This window comes from Pediococcus ethanolidurans, assembly GCF_001437405.1.
Taxonomy (GTDB): Bacteria; Bacillota; Bacilli; order Lactobacillales; family Lactobacillaceae; genus Pediococcus; species Pediococcus ethanolidurans.
Map to the genome: position 1 here is coordinate 35,782 of NZ_JQBY01000001.1, position 22,337 is coordinate 58,118.

Genomic DNA, 22,337 nt, shown 5'->3' on the forward strand with positions numbered 1-22,337 from the left:
TCCTTTCTATCGTTCTTTAACCATAGCTGAAGTAATTCCTTCTAGAGATAACTCACCAGCTCCACCAGTTAAAACTACTGTGTTATTTTCACCAGGTTTCATTTGAATTGTAATTGTTGAATAGCCGTCAAATGTGTGTTTACTTCCGGTATATGGGCAGTTAATTAATGACCAATCCTTACCATTAACAATTAGTCTTAATTTTGACAGTCTATTTGCTGTTGCATAATATATGCCTATTGAAACTCGACCACTACCGAAACCATTTACCCTTTCAAACCGAATAGATGAACCAAAATGATCAAAACCAGTTACCACATTTTTAAATGGTGAACGTTCATCTGCTGCAATACTCAGTTCAATTAAATTATTATTTTCCTTCACTGAATACGGTTGAAATTCTGTTGGAGATTCAAATCCATTCTCTTGAGTAGGCAACATTCCATTTTTTGTTTGAACAACCATTTGTATCGTGCCATCTTCATTAAAAAGTAGCTGATCACAACATATTGATCTCAATTCATTCACATTCGATACTGCATTGTTATGATAAAACGCATACCATTTTCCATTATATTCAGTTACAGATCCATGCGTTGTTTCACAACCAACTGGTAACATATAATAGCCTTTATAATTCCACGGACCTAGTGGTGACTTACTAGTGGCATAACACATATGATTAGCTCCGCGATGGTTATCAGAATACGTAAAATAGTAAGTATTATGCCTTTTAAAAATCCAGGCAGCTTCATGAAAATCTTTAAGTCCTTCAACTACCTGCATTGGCTCTGCCAGCGAAACCATATCTTCATTCAATTTTCCTTGGTAAGCATGTGCACCTCCTCCGTAGTAGATATAAGCTTGACCATCATCAATAAATACTGACGGATCAATCAAAGCATGTCCACCAAGGCCATCAATTGTACCTACATCTTTAAATCCAGAAGCGGGATGATTACTTACTGCAACTCCAACTTTCCAATTATCATTCCACGGTTTTGCACTTGGATGCGGATAATAAAAATAATATTTACCATTATGATAGGCCGCATCTGGAGCCCACATAAATCCATCAATGCCCCAACTTAAACGATCAGAACTAAAAATTTCACCTTCATCCACCCAGTTTGCCATATCACTTGTTGAAAAGACGTGATAATGATCCATGTAATCCATCGTTAAATCACTACCTGATTTATCTATATCTCTGGAAGCATATACATATAAACGACCATCTTTCCACACATGTGCCGCTGGGTCAGCATTAAATAGCGAAGTTATAAATGGGTTCCGCGTATATGATCTCTTTTGTCTTTTAATTAACGCTTGAGTAAACTTACTCATTAGACTTTTTCCTCCAAACTGTTGTATGAATTTCATATGGTTGCAAAGTAAGTTCTTCTGTTTCAGTATTACTTGCTTTTTCCAGAATATTGCTACTATAAGGCACATAGTTCATCAGGCTAATTTTATTTTGTGCTACGTGACTGGTTAAGTTATACTGTCTTACTACTGTATCGTTACCATCTTCTTGCACCTTTAACGCGGTAATTTTAGATTTATTAGACGTAATTTTCAAAAACTTATCATTAGGTTCTATGGATCCGGTATGCCAAGTATTGGTTAATACTGTAAAAGGTACCTGTGCGGCAAATGCATCATGGAGTGTTTGTAATTTTGATGTTTCACTACTATCACTGAACTCAACTCCAAAATCAACTTCTTGTTTTCCCAAGCATTGGGCGCCTGGCGTTGGAAAATACCCCCAATCTCCCATTTCACCAATACTTCTCAACAGAGTTATAGCGATCTTCTCACCTTTTTCAGTTACCTCGTACTCGTTTAAACCAAAATTTGAAACTGTTATTCCTCTATTTGAGTCGTGAACATTCACAAAACTGTGGGTATGCTGTGGATTTTCAGGATTCTGCCAACGATTGCTTACCTTATTTGGTCGTTTAACTACTTCGAAAATACTGTCTGCATAATGATTCGTCGTCTGTAAATCACTTGAAAATAGTACGCGAATTCGATGATCTTTACTTTGGTTATTAAATTTAGTATGAATACTAAGTCGTTTACTCTCTTTATCCAAAGTCAATTCAGTTTCTATTGGAAAATCGACAAGCTTAATGTCCCGTTGCGCTTTTCGTAAACGATAATCAACATGCTCTTCTTGTTCAACTCTTAGTCTTTTATCCATTGAAATGGGTACTTTCATGTTCGTCTTAATTTTCACTTTTCCTATAAAATCATTATTTTCTTCTACAGAAATCTCGTTAGGAAAATCACTTGAATAAATGGGTTCCGTATTCTCTGGTGCTCGGTATACATACTCATTACCCAAATCACCGGTATCTTCGTACCGTAATTGGTTTCGATATATGTGATTTGTTTGTTTATCAGTGATACTTAAAGTACCATTCTTTTCAATTTTTACTGTCAAATATTTATTTTCCAGAACATTATCATGAATCATTTTTTGTGTTTCTTTTTCTTCACGATTTCCTACAGACATTAATTTAAAGGTTTGCCAAGAAATAGGTGCCATTTCTTTTACTAGCATTTGAACATTAATAACTTTTTCAATAAACGCTCTTCTAAATTGATCCTTTGGTAAATCAAAATTGAACTTAACTCGTGTATTAAGAATTTTCATTGAAACAGTTCTATCGCTACTATCATGTATAATATAGGTTGGTGTTTTCTTTGCCTTTAATCTTTGCGATATTTTGGAGGAATCATCTTTATTTGGATTGAATTTCACTTTTTCAATTGGAATTTCGATATTTACAACACCAGTTTTAGTCGAAGTACCGGTATTAAATACAGTAAATGGAATTTCTCCGGATTCATGTGTAATTTTATTAGTATCTAACTGTTCACTAAGTTTTCCAAGTGCTGAATCAGCAACAAATTTACCAACCTGGTTAGCCTTTTTAAATCTAGTCATCATTTCGTCTGCCACATCATCCACAGAACAAGCACAAATACTATCGTGAGGATGATTCTGCATCAGCCATTTCCATGCATATCGTAGCTGATCATGAGGATATTCGAAATTCGTTTTTTGACTGGCAATTGTTGCTAATGGCTCAGCTACATTTTCAAGTTGCTTAGATACTTTCGTATTCCATTGTTTAATATAAATACGATTAGAGGCCGTGTTAGCTAAAGTTGTCCATCCATTAGTTTCTTGTGAAGTCAGCTCACCATGAACTTCATCCAGTTTTGCAGGTAAATCCTTTTTCAATTGTTTAATATACATATCATAATTGGCATGAATGAATTCAACATCAGGATATAATGTATTGGCAGTCTTTATTGCCTGCGATAGATTCATTTGAACAGGCTCATGATCGCTACCATTCAAGAACAAAAGATCATCTGTTGCAGCGTACTTTTCGGTATCACTCAGTTTTTTGTCCCAAAAGACTTTTGCTTTATCTGAATCAACCGGAATTTCTTTACCATTGTCGTACCAATTTGCAAACAAAATTCCTAAAACTGAAGATTTATCCGGTCCTATCCAATTCATTTCGGAAAACTTGGATGAAAATTTATCATCCGGCGAGGATGCATTTGAAAATCCGGTTGGCTTTACACCTCTACCAAACATAGCGGTATGTAATCCGACTTGTTTCAATAGCTGCGGTGTTTGCCCCATATTTCCAAACGTATCTGGAAAATAACCAACATGAACCATATTTTTACCCCATCGCTTTGACTCACGATGCCCTATTAGCATATCTCGTGCATTCGATTCACTACTTGTCAAAAATGCATCTTGTAATATATAAAATGGCCCAATTTGCAGTTTCCCTTGATTAATTAAATCTTGAATAATCGCCTTATTTTCAGGTCTAACTTTTAAATAGTCATCCAAAATAATAGTCTGCCCATCAAGATGAAAATACTTATAATTTGGATCCGTTTTAAAAATTTTTATCAAATTATCAATTAATTCGATTAGTCTCATGTGATGCTGTTCAAAAGGCATATACCATTCTCTATCCCAGTGACTATGTGGCACAATATATACACGTTTCACAACTCATTCCTCCTCATCAGTTAATCGCTTACATGTATAAAGTACCACCATTTGTTTTGCTTGTCTATATATATTTTTAAAACGTATTGTTTGTACTAATATTTCAAAATAAACGTATTGTTAAAAGCCCGCTATTTCAACACATTATTGAATATTTTAGGTGGTCATAAAATTTTAGAAATATTTTTTCTTTACATGAAATGTAAAAATATCAAAAGTCTGTTACATATGTTATAATAAACAGTACATTTAGAGTTTGATTCGGAAATCAGGTAAATAATATGGAAAGTAGAAAAAGTTCCACTTTATACGGAAAAATAGAACAGGAGCTTGAAACTAAAATTAACAATAAAGATCTAAAGGGGGGAGATAAAGTACCTACTGAAACTGAATTGATGGAACAATTTAGTGTTAGCCGTATGACCGCTCGTAAAGCCTTAGATATGTTAGTCAATAAAAAACTAATTGAGCGTTTTCCTGGTCGCGGTTCATTTGTTTTAAGTAATGATAAACCAAAGACTATTAACCATAAAAATGATAAAGTACTCACTATTGGTGCGATTTTTCCAAAACTTGCCCCCTCTTTTGGTACGGAAATTTTATCAAGTTTAAGCAATATTGCTGATGAACAAAATGTAAATTTTCTTTACACGGAAACAAGAAATAACTCATTTGAAGATGAATCACGTGCAATTCAAAGAATGAGACAATATGCTGATGGTCTAATCGTTTGGCCAATTCCAGGCAGAGTTATTGGTACAGAAATTTTAAAGCTCATCGTTGACGAATATCCCGTTGTGTTATTGGATAGATATATACAAGATGTCAATGCCAGTTACATCGTAACTAATAATCAAGAAGCAACAAAAAAAGCTTTGGAACACCTTGTTCAGCTTGGTCATCAACACATTTGTATTGTGCCTAAACAAAACATTGCAGATACTTCCATTCAGGATCGAGTACTATATGCAAAATCATTTCTGAACAGTCTTCCAAAAAGTTCGACTTCTGTTCTCTATACACATGGTATTAATTATGGAAACGTACAGGAGATACAAAGCGAAAAGAAATCTCTCAAAGAAAAGGTAGTCAATCTTTTAAAAAAGAATCCAGATATTACTGCTTTTTTTGTAACCGAATATTATCCAGCTACAATTCTTTACCAAATTTTAACTGAATTGGGTTATCAAATACCTAGGGATTTCTCAATCGTTTGCTATGACTCTCCTACTTTTTATAACGAATCTGTAGTTCGCTTTACTCATATTCAACAAAATGAAGAAAAAATTGCACAGGATGCATTTGAAATGCTGAACGGATTAATAAAGAAAAGAAGCAACTCCGTTCAAAAATTAGAAACTGCCAGTTTAATAATTGGCGATACAACAGGAAAGCCACGAAACAACTAAAAGAACAGATTAAACGATAATTTGCATCGTTTAATCTGTTCTTTATTAAACTAGATTGTTAATTGCTCAGCTCAATTTAGTTTATGAATCGTAACACCCTTAACCACACGATTTACAGTACCAGTGGCTGACGGCGTATCTGGAGTATTGCCCACTTTTAACGAAGTCATCAATGCAAATGTTTGCGCAAAAACAACATCTGGTAAAGCCATGTAACCATCAGGTATCTGATCAGTCCCATTTTTAAAAGTAAAACCTTCTCCACTGAAATTTTTCTGACTAGACACACCAATTCCCCACACTACGGGTGCAATCTGATCATTTTGAATTTCTTGTAGGATATCAATATCATAATGACGGGTATAATTATTGTTACTTATAAAATCAAAAACCAGAGCTTTATTATTCACAAACGATTTTGGCCCATGATGAAATCCCATAGAAGAATCAAACATTGTTTCTTTCTGTCCAGCAGTTAGTTCTAAAACTTTTAATTGCGCTTCTCTGGTTAAACCTGTTAAACCGCCAGATCCCAAATAGATAATACGATTAAAGTCCGTATTAACAATTGCCTGAATTTCCTGCTCTCTTTTGAACACCTCTGATCCCATTTTACTAATTTCATTTACATAGTTATCTTTCTGCTGTTTTGTATGTTGAACATCAAAAACAAGTAACGCCGTCAGCATCATGCAGCTAAAACTACCTGTCATTGCAAAACCTTTATCATTTGAACGAACTGGTTGCAGTAAAACTAGATTATTCGAATCATTTTCAGCATGTTTAGCTAGTTGTCCCTCCGGTGCACAGGAAATAGTCAACTGCCATAAGTTCTGAATTATCTTTTCAGCTAAATTAACTGTGGCAACACTCTCAGGACTATTTCCACTACGAGCAAACGAAACTAGCAAAGTTGGTGTGTTTTTTTCTAAATAATCAAATGGTGTTGACACAATTTTAGTTGTATCAATTGCTTCAAAACGAAAATTATTACGATCACCATTCAATTGTAAATAAGGCACAATTGTATCTCCGACATATGCCGAAGACCCAGCACCAACAAAAAGAACACGAACTGGACCATTTACTTTTCGAATGATCTCATCTAAAAAATCGTTAATTTTTTCTTCATTTTTCTGAAAATCAGACCAGACCTCTTGCCATAACACCGGTTGTTGTTGAATTTCACGAGTGGTAATTACGGCCCCAATTTTTTCTAAATCTGTATCGTTCTTTGAAAACATTTTCTATCTCCTCTAAAAATTTCGTATTATTTATTATTGTAGTGAAGCTGATAAACATAGCTAGTATCGTTGAATTTCTGTATACACATCTCTACAGTTTTACCATATTTAGTTTGAATTATTTGCTTAATGACGGTACAAAACGTTTTTTCTGTAACTTGTAAAATCTTAGCGTCTTTTGTACCAGCCATTTCAGTGAAGATGTATATATTCATCCTTAAATCATCGCTTAACGCATTAACCTCCTTATATTTTTTATCATTTATCCATTTACTTTTTTCATCAAAAAGGTTGTTAAACGATTTTTTTCTGGGACGATATACTTTTTCAATCATTACAGGTTTATTTTGCAATAAATAAACGCGAGTAATTCGAATAAAGTAAGTGTCACTTTTAATACCCAAATCTTTAGCGATATCCTCATTTGCTCTCTTCAATGTGTAATCTAATATCTCTGCTTGGTATTTCAATTTTTGTTCTTTATCATCTTTTTCTATATCTTTTGACCTACTCACCGTTTTTGAAGAGTCAGTTGAAGATTTAACAGTATTTATAAAGGTTCCACTCGTTCGTTTTCTAAAAACTATTTCTGCTATTACTAATTGTTCTATAGCTTGTCGAACAGTATTTCGGCTTAGTGAATATGTTTTCATTAACTCACGTTCTGAAGGAAGTTTATTATTATGAAAATGTTCTGTTTTAATCCTGTATTCCAAAGCGTCGGCTAACTGTTTATACAATGGTAGCTTTTTGCTAAGTTTCACTTTTAATCAACTTCTTTATATATACAGTAATAATTCGTAACAATTTCAAAAATTTGCGTAATTCTACTTTTCTTTTATAAAAACGCGATAATTTAGGGCCATGATTTTAATAACATCAAAGCAGTAAACCATCACGTTCAAGAAATCAGAATATGACTTCAGTCATTTTTTATGACATAGGTTAAATGCCATCATCAAATTCAGTATTGTCTTCAGGTTGAATAGGACTGCTATCCAATTTTAGAAGCTGTGTACCTTGCTTAGAAATTTTAATCAAGTCATTTGCGTAATCGCTTACATTTTCATATGAATTGTATATTGTTTCTAACAGTGCCCCTAAGTTACAACCAGTAACCACTTCTACTTTTCTATTATTCACTGATAGCTTAGCGGCTTCCTTGAACGGCGTTCCACCCAATAAGTCAGTAAAGAACACAAATTCTTCATTTGGTTGTAAAATTTGTTCAAATGTTTCACTTAATTGATCTGGAGACATTGATTCTTCAAAATCTACGAAATAATAATTTTCAGGTAAACTGGCAAGTAATAACAAAGATGATTTAATTCCGTTGGCGAAATTTCCATGCCCTGTAATAATCGTTTTTATTTTTGTCATTTCTTCAAACCTCACATAATACCAAAGTAAGAACAGAAAATAGCCAAGAAGAAAACAACAACAATTAAAACAATCGGTGAAACTTTTTTCTTCAGTAACCAGAACAAGAAAAATGTAAAAGCTAATGGCAATATATTTGGAAAAATTTTATCCAAAAAATCTTTTTGTAAGGAAACATTACCAATCTTTAATTTTAATGAAAGCGTAACGTAGGAACTGATTAAAGCACCAATAACAGTTAATCCCATGATAGTAGCTACTCTAGAAATAATTTCTGAGTTTTCTTGAATAACATCAATTGCCCGAGTTCCGAGATTGTAGCCTAAATGGGCAAATGGGATTCGACAAAGGAAAATTCCAAGATAAACAATGAAAAAGATAATTGGTCCGAGAAGATTTCCTTTTGTTGCAAAAGATGCTGCAATTCCTCCAACAATTGGCATAATTGTAAACCAATAAATTGCATCTCCAATTCCTGCCATCGGACCGAACAATCCGTTTTTCAAGCCCTTGATAGTTTGACGATCTACGTTTTTTTCTTCTAAACTCATTAACAAGCCCATCAAAATTGAAACTAATGGTGGCGAAGTATTGATAAACTCCATGTTATCAGTCATGGCCGCCCCTAACCTCTTTTTATCATTACCAAAAATCTTTTTCCAAAATGGTACTTGAGCCCATGCCCAACCACCAGCTTGCATTCGTTCATAACTAAAAGCTGATTGCAACAGTGACGATCGAATTCCAAGCATCGTGATATCTTTTGAACTCAGTTTGTGATCCGTCGTTACTTGTTTATCTTTTTTAGATGCCATCTTCTTCACCTTCTTGAGTAGAATTAACTGCCTTTGCTTCATTAATTTGTTCTTGAAGCTCCCTATTCTTTTTGTCTCTAAAGAATTCTATCATTGCAAACACTACTCCAATAACTGCAGCTGGTAATACGTTGGAAAAGTTTATAAAGCTAGCCACAACAAATCCCAACAAAAGATATGGAACATACTCTACTCGTAATAAAACTTTTAATAGCATTGAAAATCCCACAGCTGGAAGTGCACCGCCAGCTAACTCGAATCCATGAATTAACCATGTTGGCATTGCCTTAACTAACTCTGACATTGGTCCTTGTGCGGCATACGCAGACAAGAAAATCACAAGAAAGAATGAAATACAAACAATTGTCATAGTTAAATATGGAATTCTGGCAAATTTTTTAGTATCTCCTGCAGCAGCATATTTATCCATTACCGGCATAAATACTGAAAATAATGAATAAAAGATTAACAAAACATACTGCATGAGCATCGCAAATGGTAACGATAAACCAATTGCTGTAGCTGGTGCGACACTAGTCGTATGTGCAATTACCACAGTCATAATTCCACATACTGCCGGATTAGGCGGCTGTGTGCCACCAGCAGGTGTCAATCCGGCAAATGCCAATTCTGTTAGACCTCCAGCAATAACACCTAATTGGATATCGCCTAAAATAAAACCAGCAATGGTACATGAAATAATTGGTCGAAAAATATAAAAGACCTCTAGCCAAGAATCCAAACCAGCAATAATAGTAGCCCTTGCGTTAGAGTTACACTCATTGCTTTTATCCCCCTTTTTCTTTAAAAATTAATTTCTGTTTTATGATCTCCCGGAACATCCTGAATATAAACATTAATTCCTTTTGTTTTTAGATAATGCAAATCATCCTTATCTGATTGATCTACATATACTTTTTTAGTTAATTCTTTTTTACCTGGTGCAAAATGCATATTTCCCACATTGATTTCATCAATTGGTACTCCACCATCTACTAACACTTTTACATCTTTCGGTGTTTTCACAACGATAAATATTTTCTGTCGGTCTGCTGCCCTTCCAATAATTTGAATTGTCTTCTCTAATGAAAAGAATCGAATTTCTGCTCCAGACGATTCTGCTGTAGCTTTCATTAATTTTTGTTGCAAAGGATCCGATGCCACTTCATCGTTTGCGACAAGTATTAAATTTGCACCCAAAGTTTTTGTCCATGTAACACCAACTTGTCCATGAACGAGTCGGTTATCTATTCTAGTTAATAAAATATGTGTTTTGTCATAATCGGTCTTCCTTTATGTGATACCAAAAACATCGGTAAATCATTTAAAGCAATCGAGCGACTGTAATACACAGTCTCAGTGTTTTGAATGCCTCTAGTAAAAATATCAACATATGGTTCACGTTTATTTGGTTGCAGCTCTTGATAATGTGGCATCTCTTCTGAAGCAACATTAGCATTAATTTCATGATGTAATTGTTTAGAATTAAGGTTATACTTATTTGCTAAAAAAATAACAATTTCTTTATTCTGGATTTCATTGACTGAAATCATAGGGAAACTATTAAACGGTAGATAAGTATCCTTAAAAAGAATTGGTCTGTCATTGGCTAAATAAAGTTGACTAATCTTGTATAAGTACGCATTTTTATCTATACCAAAGACTGTTCGTACATCTCCTTCAGAACCATCAACAATCAGTTGAAAGCTAATTAATTTGATTGTTACTCTATACCCCGATTTGCGAATCTCTTGACTGGGATTATCAACATATTCAAACTCTGAATTATCATCTGAACGTCTCTGCACGAAACTTCCTTGACCTTGACGCTTTAATATATAGCCTTTTTCTTCTAATTCACTCAGGGCCCTTCTCACAGTGATACGACTTACATTAAATTGTTGGCCAAGTTGCATTTCTGACGGTAATTTTGAGCCTGCTTCTAATTGACCTCCTTCGATCTTTTTAATAATTTCATTAACCATCTTTTGATAAAGCGTAAACATATGTTGTTCCACAAGAATCTCTCCACTTGTTATGTTGATATAACAACCATACCGCAATAATATAACGTCTCTCCTAAAATGTCAGCGCTTACATTAAAATTTCCTTTTTTTAATGTACCAGTATGATGTCTTACTAGGTATTATACACGGAATAGAAAATAAATCGGATATTCAAAAAACAGGCCGCATTGTATCGTTTTGGCCTGCTTTTTGAATATTTTCATTTTTCATGCTTAAATTCTATTATTCTTACTTGCACGTTACTCTTGTTTACGACGTTTTAGCCCAAGAATGCCCAAACCTGCTAACATAACTGAACCAATCCATCCAATCAGTCCATGAGTTGTTTGCTCATTAGTCTGAGGTAACTTACCGATTCGTTGTTCATCCATATCAGAATTAGGACGCTTCTGAACTCTCGAAACATTTGTAGTCGTCATTGCAACTAATACTTGTTTGGAAGATTCTACTTTTGCAACATCTAAATTACTTGTATCGTGTTTAGATGCCTCATCACTAACCAATGTATCAGATAAATTATCAACTATTTCTGGTTCTTCCTTAATTTTCGTTTGATCATTCGTATTTGTTGACTCAACTACAGTCGACTCAGAATTTTCAGATGAATTGTCTACATCCGTAGAAATTTCAGTTTTGTTTGCTGTTGTACTAGGATCTTTAACTGGTTTATTTGGATTTTCACTTGTTGTCTCATCGACTGTCTTCGTATCAGTTGGCGTTGTTCCTGGGTTTTTTTCAGTATTTTCTCCATCTAATGAATTATTCGAATCTGGTGTTTCATTTACAACTCCCGGTTCTTGTGTTTCGTTTGACGTTGTATTAGATTCATTATTTTCATCACCAGGAGTGACTACTATTACGGGTTTTTGAACCAAATAAGCAGCTACTTCATTACCATACTTATCATGAACTTGATAATAGTTGCCATCTGTTGATTTACTGCCAACATATAATTGCCAAGTTGCGCCATTGTCTGTCGAAAAACTAACTGTATCGTGAACAAGTCTATCATTCGTAAACTGAGCATCAGCGAACTCTGGTGTAACCACCTTAAGATCAATCGTATCCGTAGTTTCTGGTCTGTAGTGAACAATAATTCGTTTTGTAATGGTATTCCCAACCTGATCTTTTAACGTTACATAGAATACATTATCCGAGTCCCCATCATATGATTCAAAATCTTCTTGATCATTTGCAACTTTTAAAGCATAAGTTTCAGAAAAATCGTGTGCAGGATACCCGTTAGTGTCAGTTTGTGTAACAGTACCGTCTGTTTGTGTAAAGAAATCGGCAATGTAGTTTACGCCTGAATTATGATATTCTCGATAAAAATTATCATCATTTACAAACATCCGATAGCCATCTAAGTTATCATCACCTTGTCCAGTAATAGTTACACTTGGTTGATTTGTATAAATATCATAATTACCATTACCATCTATCGTCCAAAAATTAGCTTCAGGTACTGGAACTGTTAACGTGGGTTGTTGAGTATCCAAAATGATATCAAACATTCCACGAGTTGTTGAGCCATCCTTGTTTGTAACTACATAAGAAACCCCACGATCCTCTGTGTTATTCAAAGTAAAATTATATCGGAATGTATTGTCGGTATTAATCTTAACCTGATTGCCAACAGCATTAGCATCTGAATCGTCTCCTAGAATGGTTAGGGTGTCCACATTATCAGTAACTTTTCCAGTCACAGTAAACTGTTTAGTCTCCGGGTTATAATAGCCTTTATCAATGGCATCTGAACCATAACGAATAAAGTCATTGTCACTAACATTATCAAAAGTTAGTTCACTCGTATTGGGATCTGCCCGTGTTGTGAGATCTGCCGTACTGTGCATTGGTAAATCTCCAGGAGAACCAATCGTGTCTGGATCTGCACTCTGATTAGTAATTGTAACGCCAAATTGATCAGCAGATGTTAGTACTGGAAGGTCAGCAGCACTAGGACTATAAACCACACCAAAATAGTTTTTATCACTGATATTATTCGTATCCGACTCCTGTTTATCATTATAAGTAGGGCCATCAACTTCGGTCCATCCTACCAAAAGAACTTCATTAGTATCTTCTGGAAGCTCTCCAGTAAAAGTAGCAATACCATCTTTAACGGTAGCCTGATATTCTGTACCGGTAAAGTAATCTTGTGCATATACTTTTACATTATCTCCTTTGCTTACCAATGCTTGCACGGTAAAGGTTCTTGAATTTGGTCTTACACCATATACAGTTAATCCCCAATTCTGATCAGCTCCATTAACGTGTTGCCAGGCAAACTCTGCCTTTGGTGTACTTGTAGACCAATTAACAATCACTTCATTTTCTTGAGCATCTTTTGAAAAAATTAGTGGTTCGCTAGAATCTGCATTAACAGGAACACTATATTCACCATTTACAACCTGGACCAGCTTTCCATTTATATAGAAATCTCCTTGAGCAGATCCTTTAAGATAATATGTCTGTGCTTGTACGTTATAATCTGGTGATTGGGTACTAAATGCTAGCCCATTCGTAGCATTCCAAACAGCAATTGGTGCGCCGTTCTCTCTTCCTTCAACAATCAATTGGCTAGTTTGAGTATTATCAGCAACATCACTCAACGCTAATACCAACTGAGTCTTTGATGCGCTGAACGCACTTAATTCGTCAGGTGTTAACTTTATAACCAATTGTCCCGTCAACTTGGCAGCATCTGTGAAACTACTGCCATTTTCCGTATCATTTAATTCAATAGGGAACGATTGATCATTAATCGTTAGTGTCGCATAAGAGTAATCTGTAAAACCAGAACCTGTATCTGCATAGCTAGCAGTCAATGTTTGAGTTTGTGCATCATATGATAGATTCGTAATAGTTGGTGCAGTTGTGTCAATAATTACAGGATAGGTAGCAGTTTGTGTTTTTTGTTTTCCATCCGTTACCAACGTACCAACAAATCTGTACTGGTATTCGCCATCTGGAGCAACAACACTTTTACCCGTTGTTTGATCAAATAACGTACCGTCCCAATTCAAGGTAGTTGAATCATTTCTCATACTTGGTGAAAGCGTAATATCTTGGTTACCACTTCCACCATCTGGATAGTATGATTTATCGATTCCTTTTTCATCTGCCAGCGTTCGTACTATTTCACCTTTGTCATTCAAAATTTGAATAGTTAAGTCTTGTAAATTCTGCTTAATAAATTCATATGGCTTTAAAATATCGCTTTGCAAATCATTATTTGGCGAAAAAGCTACTTTACCATCCTGATATAGCTTAGCAACTTGGGACCAATCATAATTTCCCTCAAGATTTACTAATGTCTTTAATGAGTTTTCATCCGCAATTCCTCGTGGACAGTTTTCTTCGTTTACAAAATAACTGCCTGAGAAAATGCTATCTTCTTGATTTGTAGAACTATCAAAAACCTGTTCATCTGTTAAATCACCATAATAGCCCAAATATGGCACAACTAGATTAGGCGTCTCTGTATCATCACTAGTAAATCCTAAAAAGCCTTCAACTGGCTCATTATCTTTCAAGCCAACTAGTGAAAGCGTAAAACCTACAGTTTGAGTTGAATTAGCGGCTACTGTAATTATCGTTTGTTCGGGTACCACAGAAGCTCCTGCTAAATATGCGTCATACGTGGTCCCATCATCTGCCAACAATTCAGTCATCGGTCCACCGTAATCATTAAAAGTATACGTTCTTTCATGATCACTTAAATTTGTAAATGTCACACTAAACTTTGTTTGATCTCCAATCGAATACAGTGAAACCGAACCAGTCTCATTATTACCTTCAATCACAACCTGATTTTCTACTGCTTTACCTACATTAATTTCACCAGCGCCTTGTCGTCTTGGTGAAACAAGAGCTCCATATGCATTATCCTTCATTGGTGTGGCTGTATTCATTAGTGCTAACTTCGTTGCCTTTACTAAGTTAGCCCCTTGTAAAGTTGTTGTACTTTGTAATTCCTGCATCACCAAAGCAGCTGCTCCAGCATTATATGGGCCGGCCATGGAAGTTCCACTCATTGATTCATACTGATCGTCATTAACTGTTGAAATAATGTCAACGCCTGGTGCCGAAATATCAGGTTTTAAAGAATAATCGGATAACGGTCCCCATGAACTAAAACTAGCCATATCGTCATTCTCACCAGTTGCTGAGTTCTCAGCCGCAACTGTCATTGCACCTTTTGAAACACCTGGATCGGCGATTGTACTGCTATTAACTGGTTGATACACTAATTGATTAGAACCAGGATTTCCATTCTCATCAGTTAAAATAGAACCAGAGTTTCCATTATTACTAGCAGAAATTGAAACAAATACCCCGTGGTCAACAGCGTATTGAACCGCACGTTGTTCAATATCTGACAATTGTTGATTTGGCGTTCCAATTCCTAATGACATTTGAATAACATTAGCACCCAAGAGAACTGCATCATGAATAGCTTTGGCAATATCGTCTGCCTTTTCATCAGCATATTGGGCAAATACTCTCATCTCTAATAGCTGTGCTTCTGGTGCCACCCCAATTGTAAAGGTATCGCCTTCTGAGTTTGCCTGTCCATTAGCAGCAATAATTCCGGAAACATGAGCCCCGTGGGGAGAATCATCATTTTCAATCCATTCGTTATCATGACTAACATAGTTATAAACAAAAGGAAATTTAGATGATACATATGTACCGTAACCCAGTTGTGAAATTGCGTTTTCAGCATCCTCTTGTGTAATTTTTGCAGTCGAGTCATCACTTAAACGAAAGTCCTTGTCTGCTGTATCCATCCCTGAATCAATAACAGCAACTACCATACCTTGGCCTTGATACCCTTTTTCCCAAGCCGCTGACACATTGCCTTTAATATGATCTTGTTCCGTTGTTGATTTGTCGGCAGATACTACATCTGTTTCTGGATCACTTTGGGTACCTTTTTCAGTAGATGTTGTCTGAGCACGATTTACATCCTGTGTGGTAGATGATACGTCATTTTTATTTGTCTGAGTTGTTTGAGCTGCATTATTTTCGTTACTCTGTTGTACACTATTCTCGCTACTTTGGGATTGCTTTGTACTAGTAGTATCCCCACTTGTTACTTCTTCCGTACCCGTTTGAGCCTTACTTGATATGGTACTAGTTTGTTCCCCGTTTGTAGTTGTATCAGTCGTGTTTCCCTCATTCAATACCGTCGTGTTATCTACAACAATTGAAACATTTTGATCCGTTGATTTGACTACTTGTTTACTCGATACTTCATCAGTTTTTTCTTCACTAACTTCATCTTTACTATGGGCAGAGTCATTGTTACTGGTTACCACCGTAGTTGCAGTTTCGTCACTATTTACTGCCGTGTCACCATGAACAGATGCTGGAGACATTGTAAATGTCATACCTGCAGAAAACACAACAATTCCAGAAATTACCCATTGTTTACCGTCTTTAAACATTTTGTAATGTTCTTTTGGTTCTTCTGTAATTTTATTTTTCAACCTTGCTCCCATAAAATCTCCTCCTTAATTATAATCTAATCATATTAAATGAAAATTAAAATTAGATTAGTTAAATGATATCAGCGTCCCGATTTTTTGTCAACGAAAAATTATGATTAATTATATTAAGATTAGCTTACAATGTGAAAAGCTCACTGCTTTTAGAATTCATGACAAAAAAACAGTTTTACAAATTACGACACTTCATACGTTCGTCATATTTTATTTTTATAAGTTTGTATGCCTGATCAACCTTATTCAGCATTTCTTAAATATACATTTGATATTTTTATAAAAAAATTCGTAAATCCCTGTTTAATCAGAAATTTACGAATTTCATTGTACTTTTCAAACTTCAGTGCTTATTAAGCATACATTTATTCATCTATAAGAGAGAATTTTTCTTTTAAATCTGTTTCCGAATTGTTCCCAACAAAAATTTCAAAATTGCCAGGCTCTGATTCATAATTAAGATCTCTACCATAAAATTTCAACATATCATTAGTTACTTCAAAACTTACTGTTATTGTCGAATTTGCTGGTAATGCTACCTTCTTAAAAGACTTCAATTCTTTAACTGGTCTCACAATACTTCCAACAACATCCCTAATGTACAGCTGAACAGTTTCCTCACCCGCAACTTCACTATCATTTCGAATATCAACTGAAACTTTTATATTGTCTTCTTTATTCATCGTCTTTTTATTCAATCTTAAATTACTATATATGGCATGATGATAAGAAAGACCAAACCCAAAGGGATATAACGGTTTTACAGGAGTATCAATGTATTTTGCAGTATATCTCGTGCTGTGTTTTGATGTTTCGGGAGACCTTCCCGTACTAAAATGATTATAATAGATCGGAAGTTGACCCACTGAATAAGGAAAGCTCATTGATAATCTTCCTGAAGGATTAAATCCTCCAAAAATCACATCCGCAACCGCATGTCCTCCTTCTGTACCCGGAAACCAAGCTTGAATTATGGCATCAACTTGTGGCTCAATATTACTCAATACCAATGGTCTACCACTAATAACTACTAAAACTATCTTTTTATTTAATGATCTAATTTTTTCGAGTAATTTTAATTGATTATCTGGCAAAGTTAAGTTTGTTTTACTGCCTGCTTCGCCGCTCTCTAAAGTATGTTCACCTAAAACCATAACAACAACATCCGCATTTTTGGCGGCTTCAATTGCCTCCTGATTTTTTTGAGATTCCTCCTCATGAGTTAATACAAATGATTTTTGTTCATCTGAACTAATTCCAGTATTGTTTAATATCTCTTTATTCTCTAATATATTTGTTCCTTCGGCAATCTTCAAATTTTGTTTTGTCACATGTTCTCTGAAAGCCTGAGAAATCGAAATAACATCTTTAGTATTTCCATGAACTGCCCATAGTCCAATCAGTTCTTGACTATCAGCGTATGGACCAATTAAGGCTATTTTTTGATTTTTGTTTAAAGGCAAAATATTATTTTGATTTTTAAGCAAAACCATTGCACGATCGGCAACTTTTCTGGCTAGCTCTCGTCGCTTTTTGGAAACAAGCTCATGACGTTCAGCCTGCTCACTTGCTCCACGATATGGATCTTCAAATAAGCCTAACTCATTCTTAAGCTTAAGTACTCGCCACACGGCCTCGTTTACCTTCTCTTCACTAATCGAACCATTCTCCAATAGTGGTTCCAATTCATTAGCGTAACATGGCGACTTCATATCAATGTCAACAGTTGCTTTTAGTGCTTGTTGTGTTGCCATACGATTATCTTCAGCAATTCCATGAGCCACCAATTCACTTACTGCAGCATAATCTGAAATTAAAACACCTTCAAATCCCCATTCTTCTCGTAATACTTTTTTCATTAACCATTCATTTGCAGTCGCTGGAACTCCATTCAAGGAGTTAAAGGAAGTCATAACCATTTTTACCCCTGAATCGACTGCCGCCTTATACGAAGGTAGATATTGATTACGTAATCGATATTCAGACATATCCGTTGTATTGTATTCTTTTCCAGATTCTGCAGCTCCATATGCAGCAAAATGTTTAATACATGAAGCCATTCCATGTCCTTCATTTAATCCATTTTGTAATCCCTCCACCATTGAAGAAGAAAACTGCGAATTTAAATAAGGGTCTTCTCCAGTTGATTCAAGAACACGTCCCCAGCGCGGATCTCTCACTAAATCAACCATTGGCGCAAACGCCACTTGAACTCCCGATGCTTTTGCCTCCGAAGCCGTATTTTTATATGCATCACGTATTAACTTTGTATTCCAAGTAGCACCAAGTCCAAGTGGAATCGGATAAATTGTTTTATATCCATAAATAATATCAGCCATAAAAAGTAACGGAATGTGATGCTTACTTTTTGCCATATATCTATCTTGAATTTCTCGTGTTTTTTTTGCACCTGCCACATTTAAAACAGAACCTGACAAATTAACTATTTTTGGAGAAATTCCTAATTTTTGTTCTGGACCAACTACAATATCGTTGCTAGATTCAAAGAACTCTCCTGATAACTGAATCAGTTGTCCAACCTTTTCTGTAACCGTCAATTCATTCAAAAGTTTTCTTAGTTTTTTTAATTGCATTTGTTATCTCCTATTTTTTAACTTCGCTTTTTTGTTCCAAGGCATATGCCTTTCGGTCAACACGACGGAACCATGGCCACCAAAGAATTGGTGAGAGTACGAGCTGAATAAGAATCTGTAGAATAATAATTGAGGCACTTCCTTCTACCGCTGCATGAAATCCAAGTGGTAGCCCAAACACCGCTTGTGCACCAATAAATTTTGCTACAATACCGATTTTGATTAAGGTATAAGAAATAATGATGGCAATAGTATTATTAAAAATGAAAGGAATTGCTAAATCAAAATTTAGAACTAATGGTGTACCAAAAATAACCGGTTCTGTAATTCCAAAAAATGCTGGAACAACTGCTAAACGACCCAGTTTTTTATACTGTTGACTTTTAGCAAAAATCATCAATAAAACTAATCCAAGTGCCAGTCCACTCCACGTAATAATATTAAAGAACCCCAGTCCAATAATATTTGGAATTTCTTTTCCTGCCTTGATAGCTTGCAGATCCTCCATATCCATTGATAACCAGATCGGTGTAACTAAGGGCAATAAAACATTAGTACCATGAATTCCAAAGAACCAGAGAATTTGCTGTAAAATACTGATAAATATCATTGCTAGAACAGATCCTCCGACGTGCTTTAAAGGAATTTGAATTAACGAATAAATAGCTTGGTGTAAACAACCGTAGGAAGTAAATGTAAATAACCAAGAAATTAATATAAAAATGACACCTTCTACGAGTAATGGAATTAAAGCTTCAAATGCCTCCGATACCATTGGTGGAACACTTTCAGGCATTTTTATCGTCCATCCATGCTGCTTGATATACACATACACACGAGCACTAATTAAACCAACTAACATTGCAGAAAAAATTCCCTGAGTTCCTAACCATGTTGTAGGTATCGTGCTCAATGAAGCTGATTTTTCTGTTACCATCTTTAAGGGTGTTAAAATTAGGAAGTTCATCAACGCGATGATTCCGGCCATTGTGCCATCATCACCACTAATAAAATGTGGAACTAGGTTTTTAGCCATTAGAAAAACAATATAAACGGCCAAACAGCCCACAGTAATAGTATCTGTCAAATTTAAAATTGGCGTCAAACCAATTTTGTTAATAAAGTCCGGTACTGCCTTTATTGGAAAAACAACCAGTAACACTGACATGGAACCAATAATTGTTAACCCTAATGTTGCCATCATTGATTTCATAATCGTCAACAAATACTTATTAGCCGCAATCTTATTTAAAGTTGGGGTAATACGATCAAAGAATCCTTGTACTTTCTCTTTCATAATAAAAACTCCTCTTTTTATTTTTAGAAAACGTTTTCTTTTCATCTTTGATTGTATACCGGCAAAAAATATGATTCATTCCAAATATTAAGCAAAAACATGTAAAATATTGTCATTCATGAATTTCTGTTTCTACAAACCTTCTAGGCGACATACCATAAGCTTTTTTAAAAACATTATAAAAATTTCGATAACTGCCGAATCCATTACTGTAAGCAATTTCGGTAAATGTTTTCTTTGAATTAAGCATTTCTTTTTTTGCCTCATTCAAACGTAAGATATCCAAGTACTCCGTCCAATTCATTCCGATATAAGTTTTAAAATACTTAGAAAAATACGCATTCGAATAACTAAACTGTGACGCAACTTCATTCAAAGTTATTTTTCTAGAAATATTCATTTGTAAATACTTTAAAATATTATTTAATGGCATTAATTTTTTAAAATTTAAATCAATTGTTTTGGGATCTGCTGAAATGGCACACTCATCAATCAATAATGCTAAGCTATCATATATTAGACCCAAGCTATGTATAGTAGAAGTTAATTGTGGATTTGATCTGTAATTCAAAAGTTTATTCAACATTCTCTTCAATTGATCTAGCCACGAGTCTGTCTCTCCATATCTTACAGTATTTAGTTGTAGGAGCATATTATGGTTATAAGAATTTTTTGTAAATGTAACCATCAGGTCAAGTGGAATTTGCATAACAAAAATATGACTCTTTTCGGGTGAAAAAGTTGAATGAATAATATTAGAATTGATTAGAATTAAATCACCTTTCTGCATCTCATAAATATTAGAATTAATTGAAACAAGTAACGATCCACTCATGCAATACAGAAATTCGAGACTTTTGTGCCAGTGTTTAGGGATTTTACGATTAGGATTATCTGCAATAAAATCAAAAAGCTTAACTGGAATATTATCTTCTAAAGTAATTATTTCATGCGTAAAGTTCATAAAAATCCTCCATTCTGTTACTAACAATTTGCTTGTTTAACTTATTTTAACAATTCGATACGATATAATCCGATTTTTACAAAAAAAGCTGTGTGATTTTTTTCACACAACTTTTTTGCTGTTTATAGTTAGATACTATTTAATTTATAGAAATTCATTACGCCATGGCTCAGTATTCTTATACAAGTCAGCTTTACCAACAGCACCAAAAAGTTCGTTTTTGTGATGCACAACTTTTTTGGCTTCAACAATACATGATGGGAATAAGTTATTTGGATCCCAACCGTCGTCTTCTGCTAAAACCTTTCGTGCCTGAACAAAGAATGCATGTTTATAATCAGAAGAGATATTAACTTTTGTAATTCCTGTTTTAACTGCCTCTGCAATTTGATCATCGGGATTAGATGAACCACCGTGTAAAACAAGCGGATTATCTACCACTGATAAGATTTCCTTTAAAATATCAATACGAATCTTTGGTGTTACGTCAGAAGGATAAATACCATGAGCTGTTCCAATTCCGACTGCAAGTGTATCCACCCCAGTCTCTTCGACAAATCGTTTTGCATCTTCTGGTTGTGTGTAAATTCCATTTTGCAAATGTTCCTTAATATGATTACCAGTTTGTCCAATAGTTCCCAATTCACCTTCAACTGTAACACCAACCAAATGACACATATCTACCGTTTTTTTAGTAATAGCCACATTATCTTCCCATGAAGCCAATGAGCCATCAATCATTACAGAGCTAAAACCGTTATGAATAGCACGAGCTACATTATTAATAGTATCGCCATGATCTAGATGTAGAACGAAGGGTACTTTACTATTTTTAATTCGTTGTAAAACATAGGCAAAGAAATCATCTTTTGCATATGCCATTTCAGTTGGATGTACCGCAATAATACCAGGTGCATTATCTGCTTCACATTGTTCAACAGCTGACTTTAGCAATTCAGAATTAGAAACATTATAAGCACCAACAGCAAAATGATTTTTCTTAGCAACTGACAACATTTGATTCATATTTAATAACATAATTAATA

General features: G+C 34.8%; 14 protein-coding genes and 1 pseudogene. 1 reads left to right on the top strand and 14 read right to left on the bottom strand.

Annotated features, from left to right (window positions below):
• Positions 1-6 precede the first annotated feature (6 nt).
• Positions 7-1,347: a family 43 glycosylhydrolase gene (locus tag IV87_RS00190; RefSeq protein ID WP_074693798.1), complete on the bottom strand. Its 1,341-nt coding sequence runs from the start codon at positions 1,345-1,347 to the stop codon at positions 7-9.
• A complete protein-coding gene (locus tag IV87_RS00195; RefSeq protein ID WP_057804888.1) occupies positions 1,340-4,054 on the bottom strand; it encodes an alpha-mannosidase in 2,715 nt (904 codons plus the stop codon). Before IV87_RS00195 ends, IV87_RS00190 begins: the two co-directional genes overlap by 8 nt.
• A 281-nt stretch (positions 4,055-4,335) precedes the next feature.
• Between IV87_RS00195 and IV87_RS00200 the strand changes: the two genes are divergently transcribed.
• Positions 4,336-5,463 carry a GntR family transcriptional regulator gene (locus tag IV87_RS00200; RefSeq protein ID WP_057804889.1) on the top strand — a complete coding sequence of 376 codons (1,128 nt, stop codon included), beginning with the start codon at positions 4,336-4,338 and terminating at the stop codon, positions 5,461-5,463.
• Positions 5,464-5,534: 71 nt separating this feature from the next.
• Here the strand turns inward: IV87_RS00200 and IV87_RS00205 are convergent, their stop codons facing one another.
• The 12 genes and pseudogenes from IV87_RS00205 to IV87_RS00260 form a co-directional block, all read right to left on the bottom strand.
• Positions 5,535-6,707 (bottom strand): AgaS family sugar isomerase, encoded by a 1,173-nt coding sequence (locus tag IV87_RS00205; protein ID WP_057804890.1) that lies wholly within the window; start codon positions 6,705-6,707, stop codon positions 5,535-5,537.
• 26 nt (positions 6,708-6,733) lie between these two features.
• A complete protein-coding gene (locus tag IV87_RS00210) occupies positions 6,734-7,471 on the bottom strand; it encodes a GntR family transcriptional regulator (protein ID WP_057804891.1) in 738 nt (245 codons plus the stop codon).
• A gap of 181 nt (positions 7,472-7,652) precedes the next feature.
• Positions 7,653-8,087, bottom strand: a complete 435-nt coding sequence (locus tag IV87_RS00215; RefSeq protein ID WP_057804892.1) for a PTS sugar transporter subunit IIA — start codon at positions 8,085-8,087, stop codon at positions 7,653-7,655.
• Positions 8,088-8,098: 11 nt separating this feature from the next.
• The gene (gene agaD / locus IV87_RS00220; RefSeq protein WP_057804893.1) at positions 8,099-8,902 is read right to left on the bottom strand and encodes a PTS galactosamine transporter subunit IID; all 804 of its coding nucleotides are present in this window, start codon (positions 8,900-8,902) and stop codon (positions 8,099-8,101) included.
• Positions 8,892-9,685: pseudogene (agaC, locus tag IV87_RS00225) on the bottom strand (PTS galactosamine transporter subunit IIC). Before agaC ends, agaD begins: the two are co-directional and overlap by 11 nt.
• A 21-nt stretch (positions 9,686-9,706) precedes the next feature.
• Positions 9,707-10,168, bottom strand: a complete 462-nt coding sequence (gene agaB, locus IV87_RS00230; protein WP_057804894.1) for a PTS galactosamine transporter subunit IIB — start codon at positions 10,166-10,168, stop codon at positions 9,707-9,709.
• Positions 10,159-10,920, bottom strand: coding sequence for a GntR family transcriptional regulator (locus tag IV87_RS00235; protein ID WP_057804895.1), 762 nt, complete (start codon positions 10,918-10,920; stop codon positions 10,159-10,161). The genes agaB and IV87_RS00235 overlap by 10 nt, the downstream gene beginning before the upstream one ends.
• A 248-nt stretch (positions 10,921-11,168) precedes the next feature.
• Entirely contained in the window at positions 11,169-16,436 is a 5,268-nt protein-coding gene (locus IV87_RS00240; RefSeq protein ID WP_057804896.1) for a S8 family serine peptidase, read from the bottom strand.
• 365 nt (positions 16,437-16,801) lie between these two features.
• Positions 16,802-19,030 (bottom strand): beta-glucosidase BglX, encoded by a 2,229-nt coding sequence (gene bglX / locus IV87_RS00245; RefSeq protein WP_057804897.1) that lies wholly within the window; start codon positions 19,028-19,030, stop codon positions 16,802-16,804.
• Between the two features lie 10 nt (positions 19,031-19,040).
• Positions 19,041-20,327: a PTS sugar transporter subunit IIC gene (locus IV87_RS00250; protein WP_057804898.1), complete on the bottom strand. Its 1,287-nt coding sequence runs from the start codon at positions 20,325-20,327 to the stop codon at positions 19,041-19,043.
• A gap of 112 nt (positions 20,328-20,439) precedes the next feature.
• The gene (locus IV87_RS00255; protein WP_057804899.1) at positions 20,440-21,291 is read right to left on the bottom strand and encodes a helix-turn-helix domain-containing protein; all 852 of its coding nucleotides are present in this window, start codon (positions 21,289-21,291) and stop codon (positions 20,440-20,442) included.
• Positions 21,292-21,435: 144 nt separating this feature from the next.
• The gene (locus tag IV87_RS00260; RefSeq protein ID WP_057804900.1) at positions 21,436-22,329 is read right to left on the bottom strand and encodes a ketose-bisphosphate aldolase; all 894 of its coding nucleotides are present in this window, start codon (positions 22,327-22,329) and stop codon (positions 21,436-21,438) included.
• Positions 22,330-22,337 lie beyond the last annotated feature (8 nt).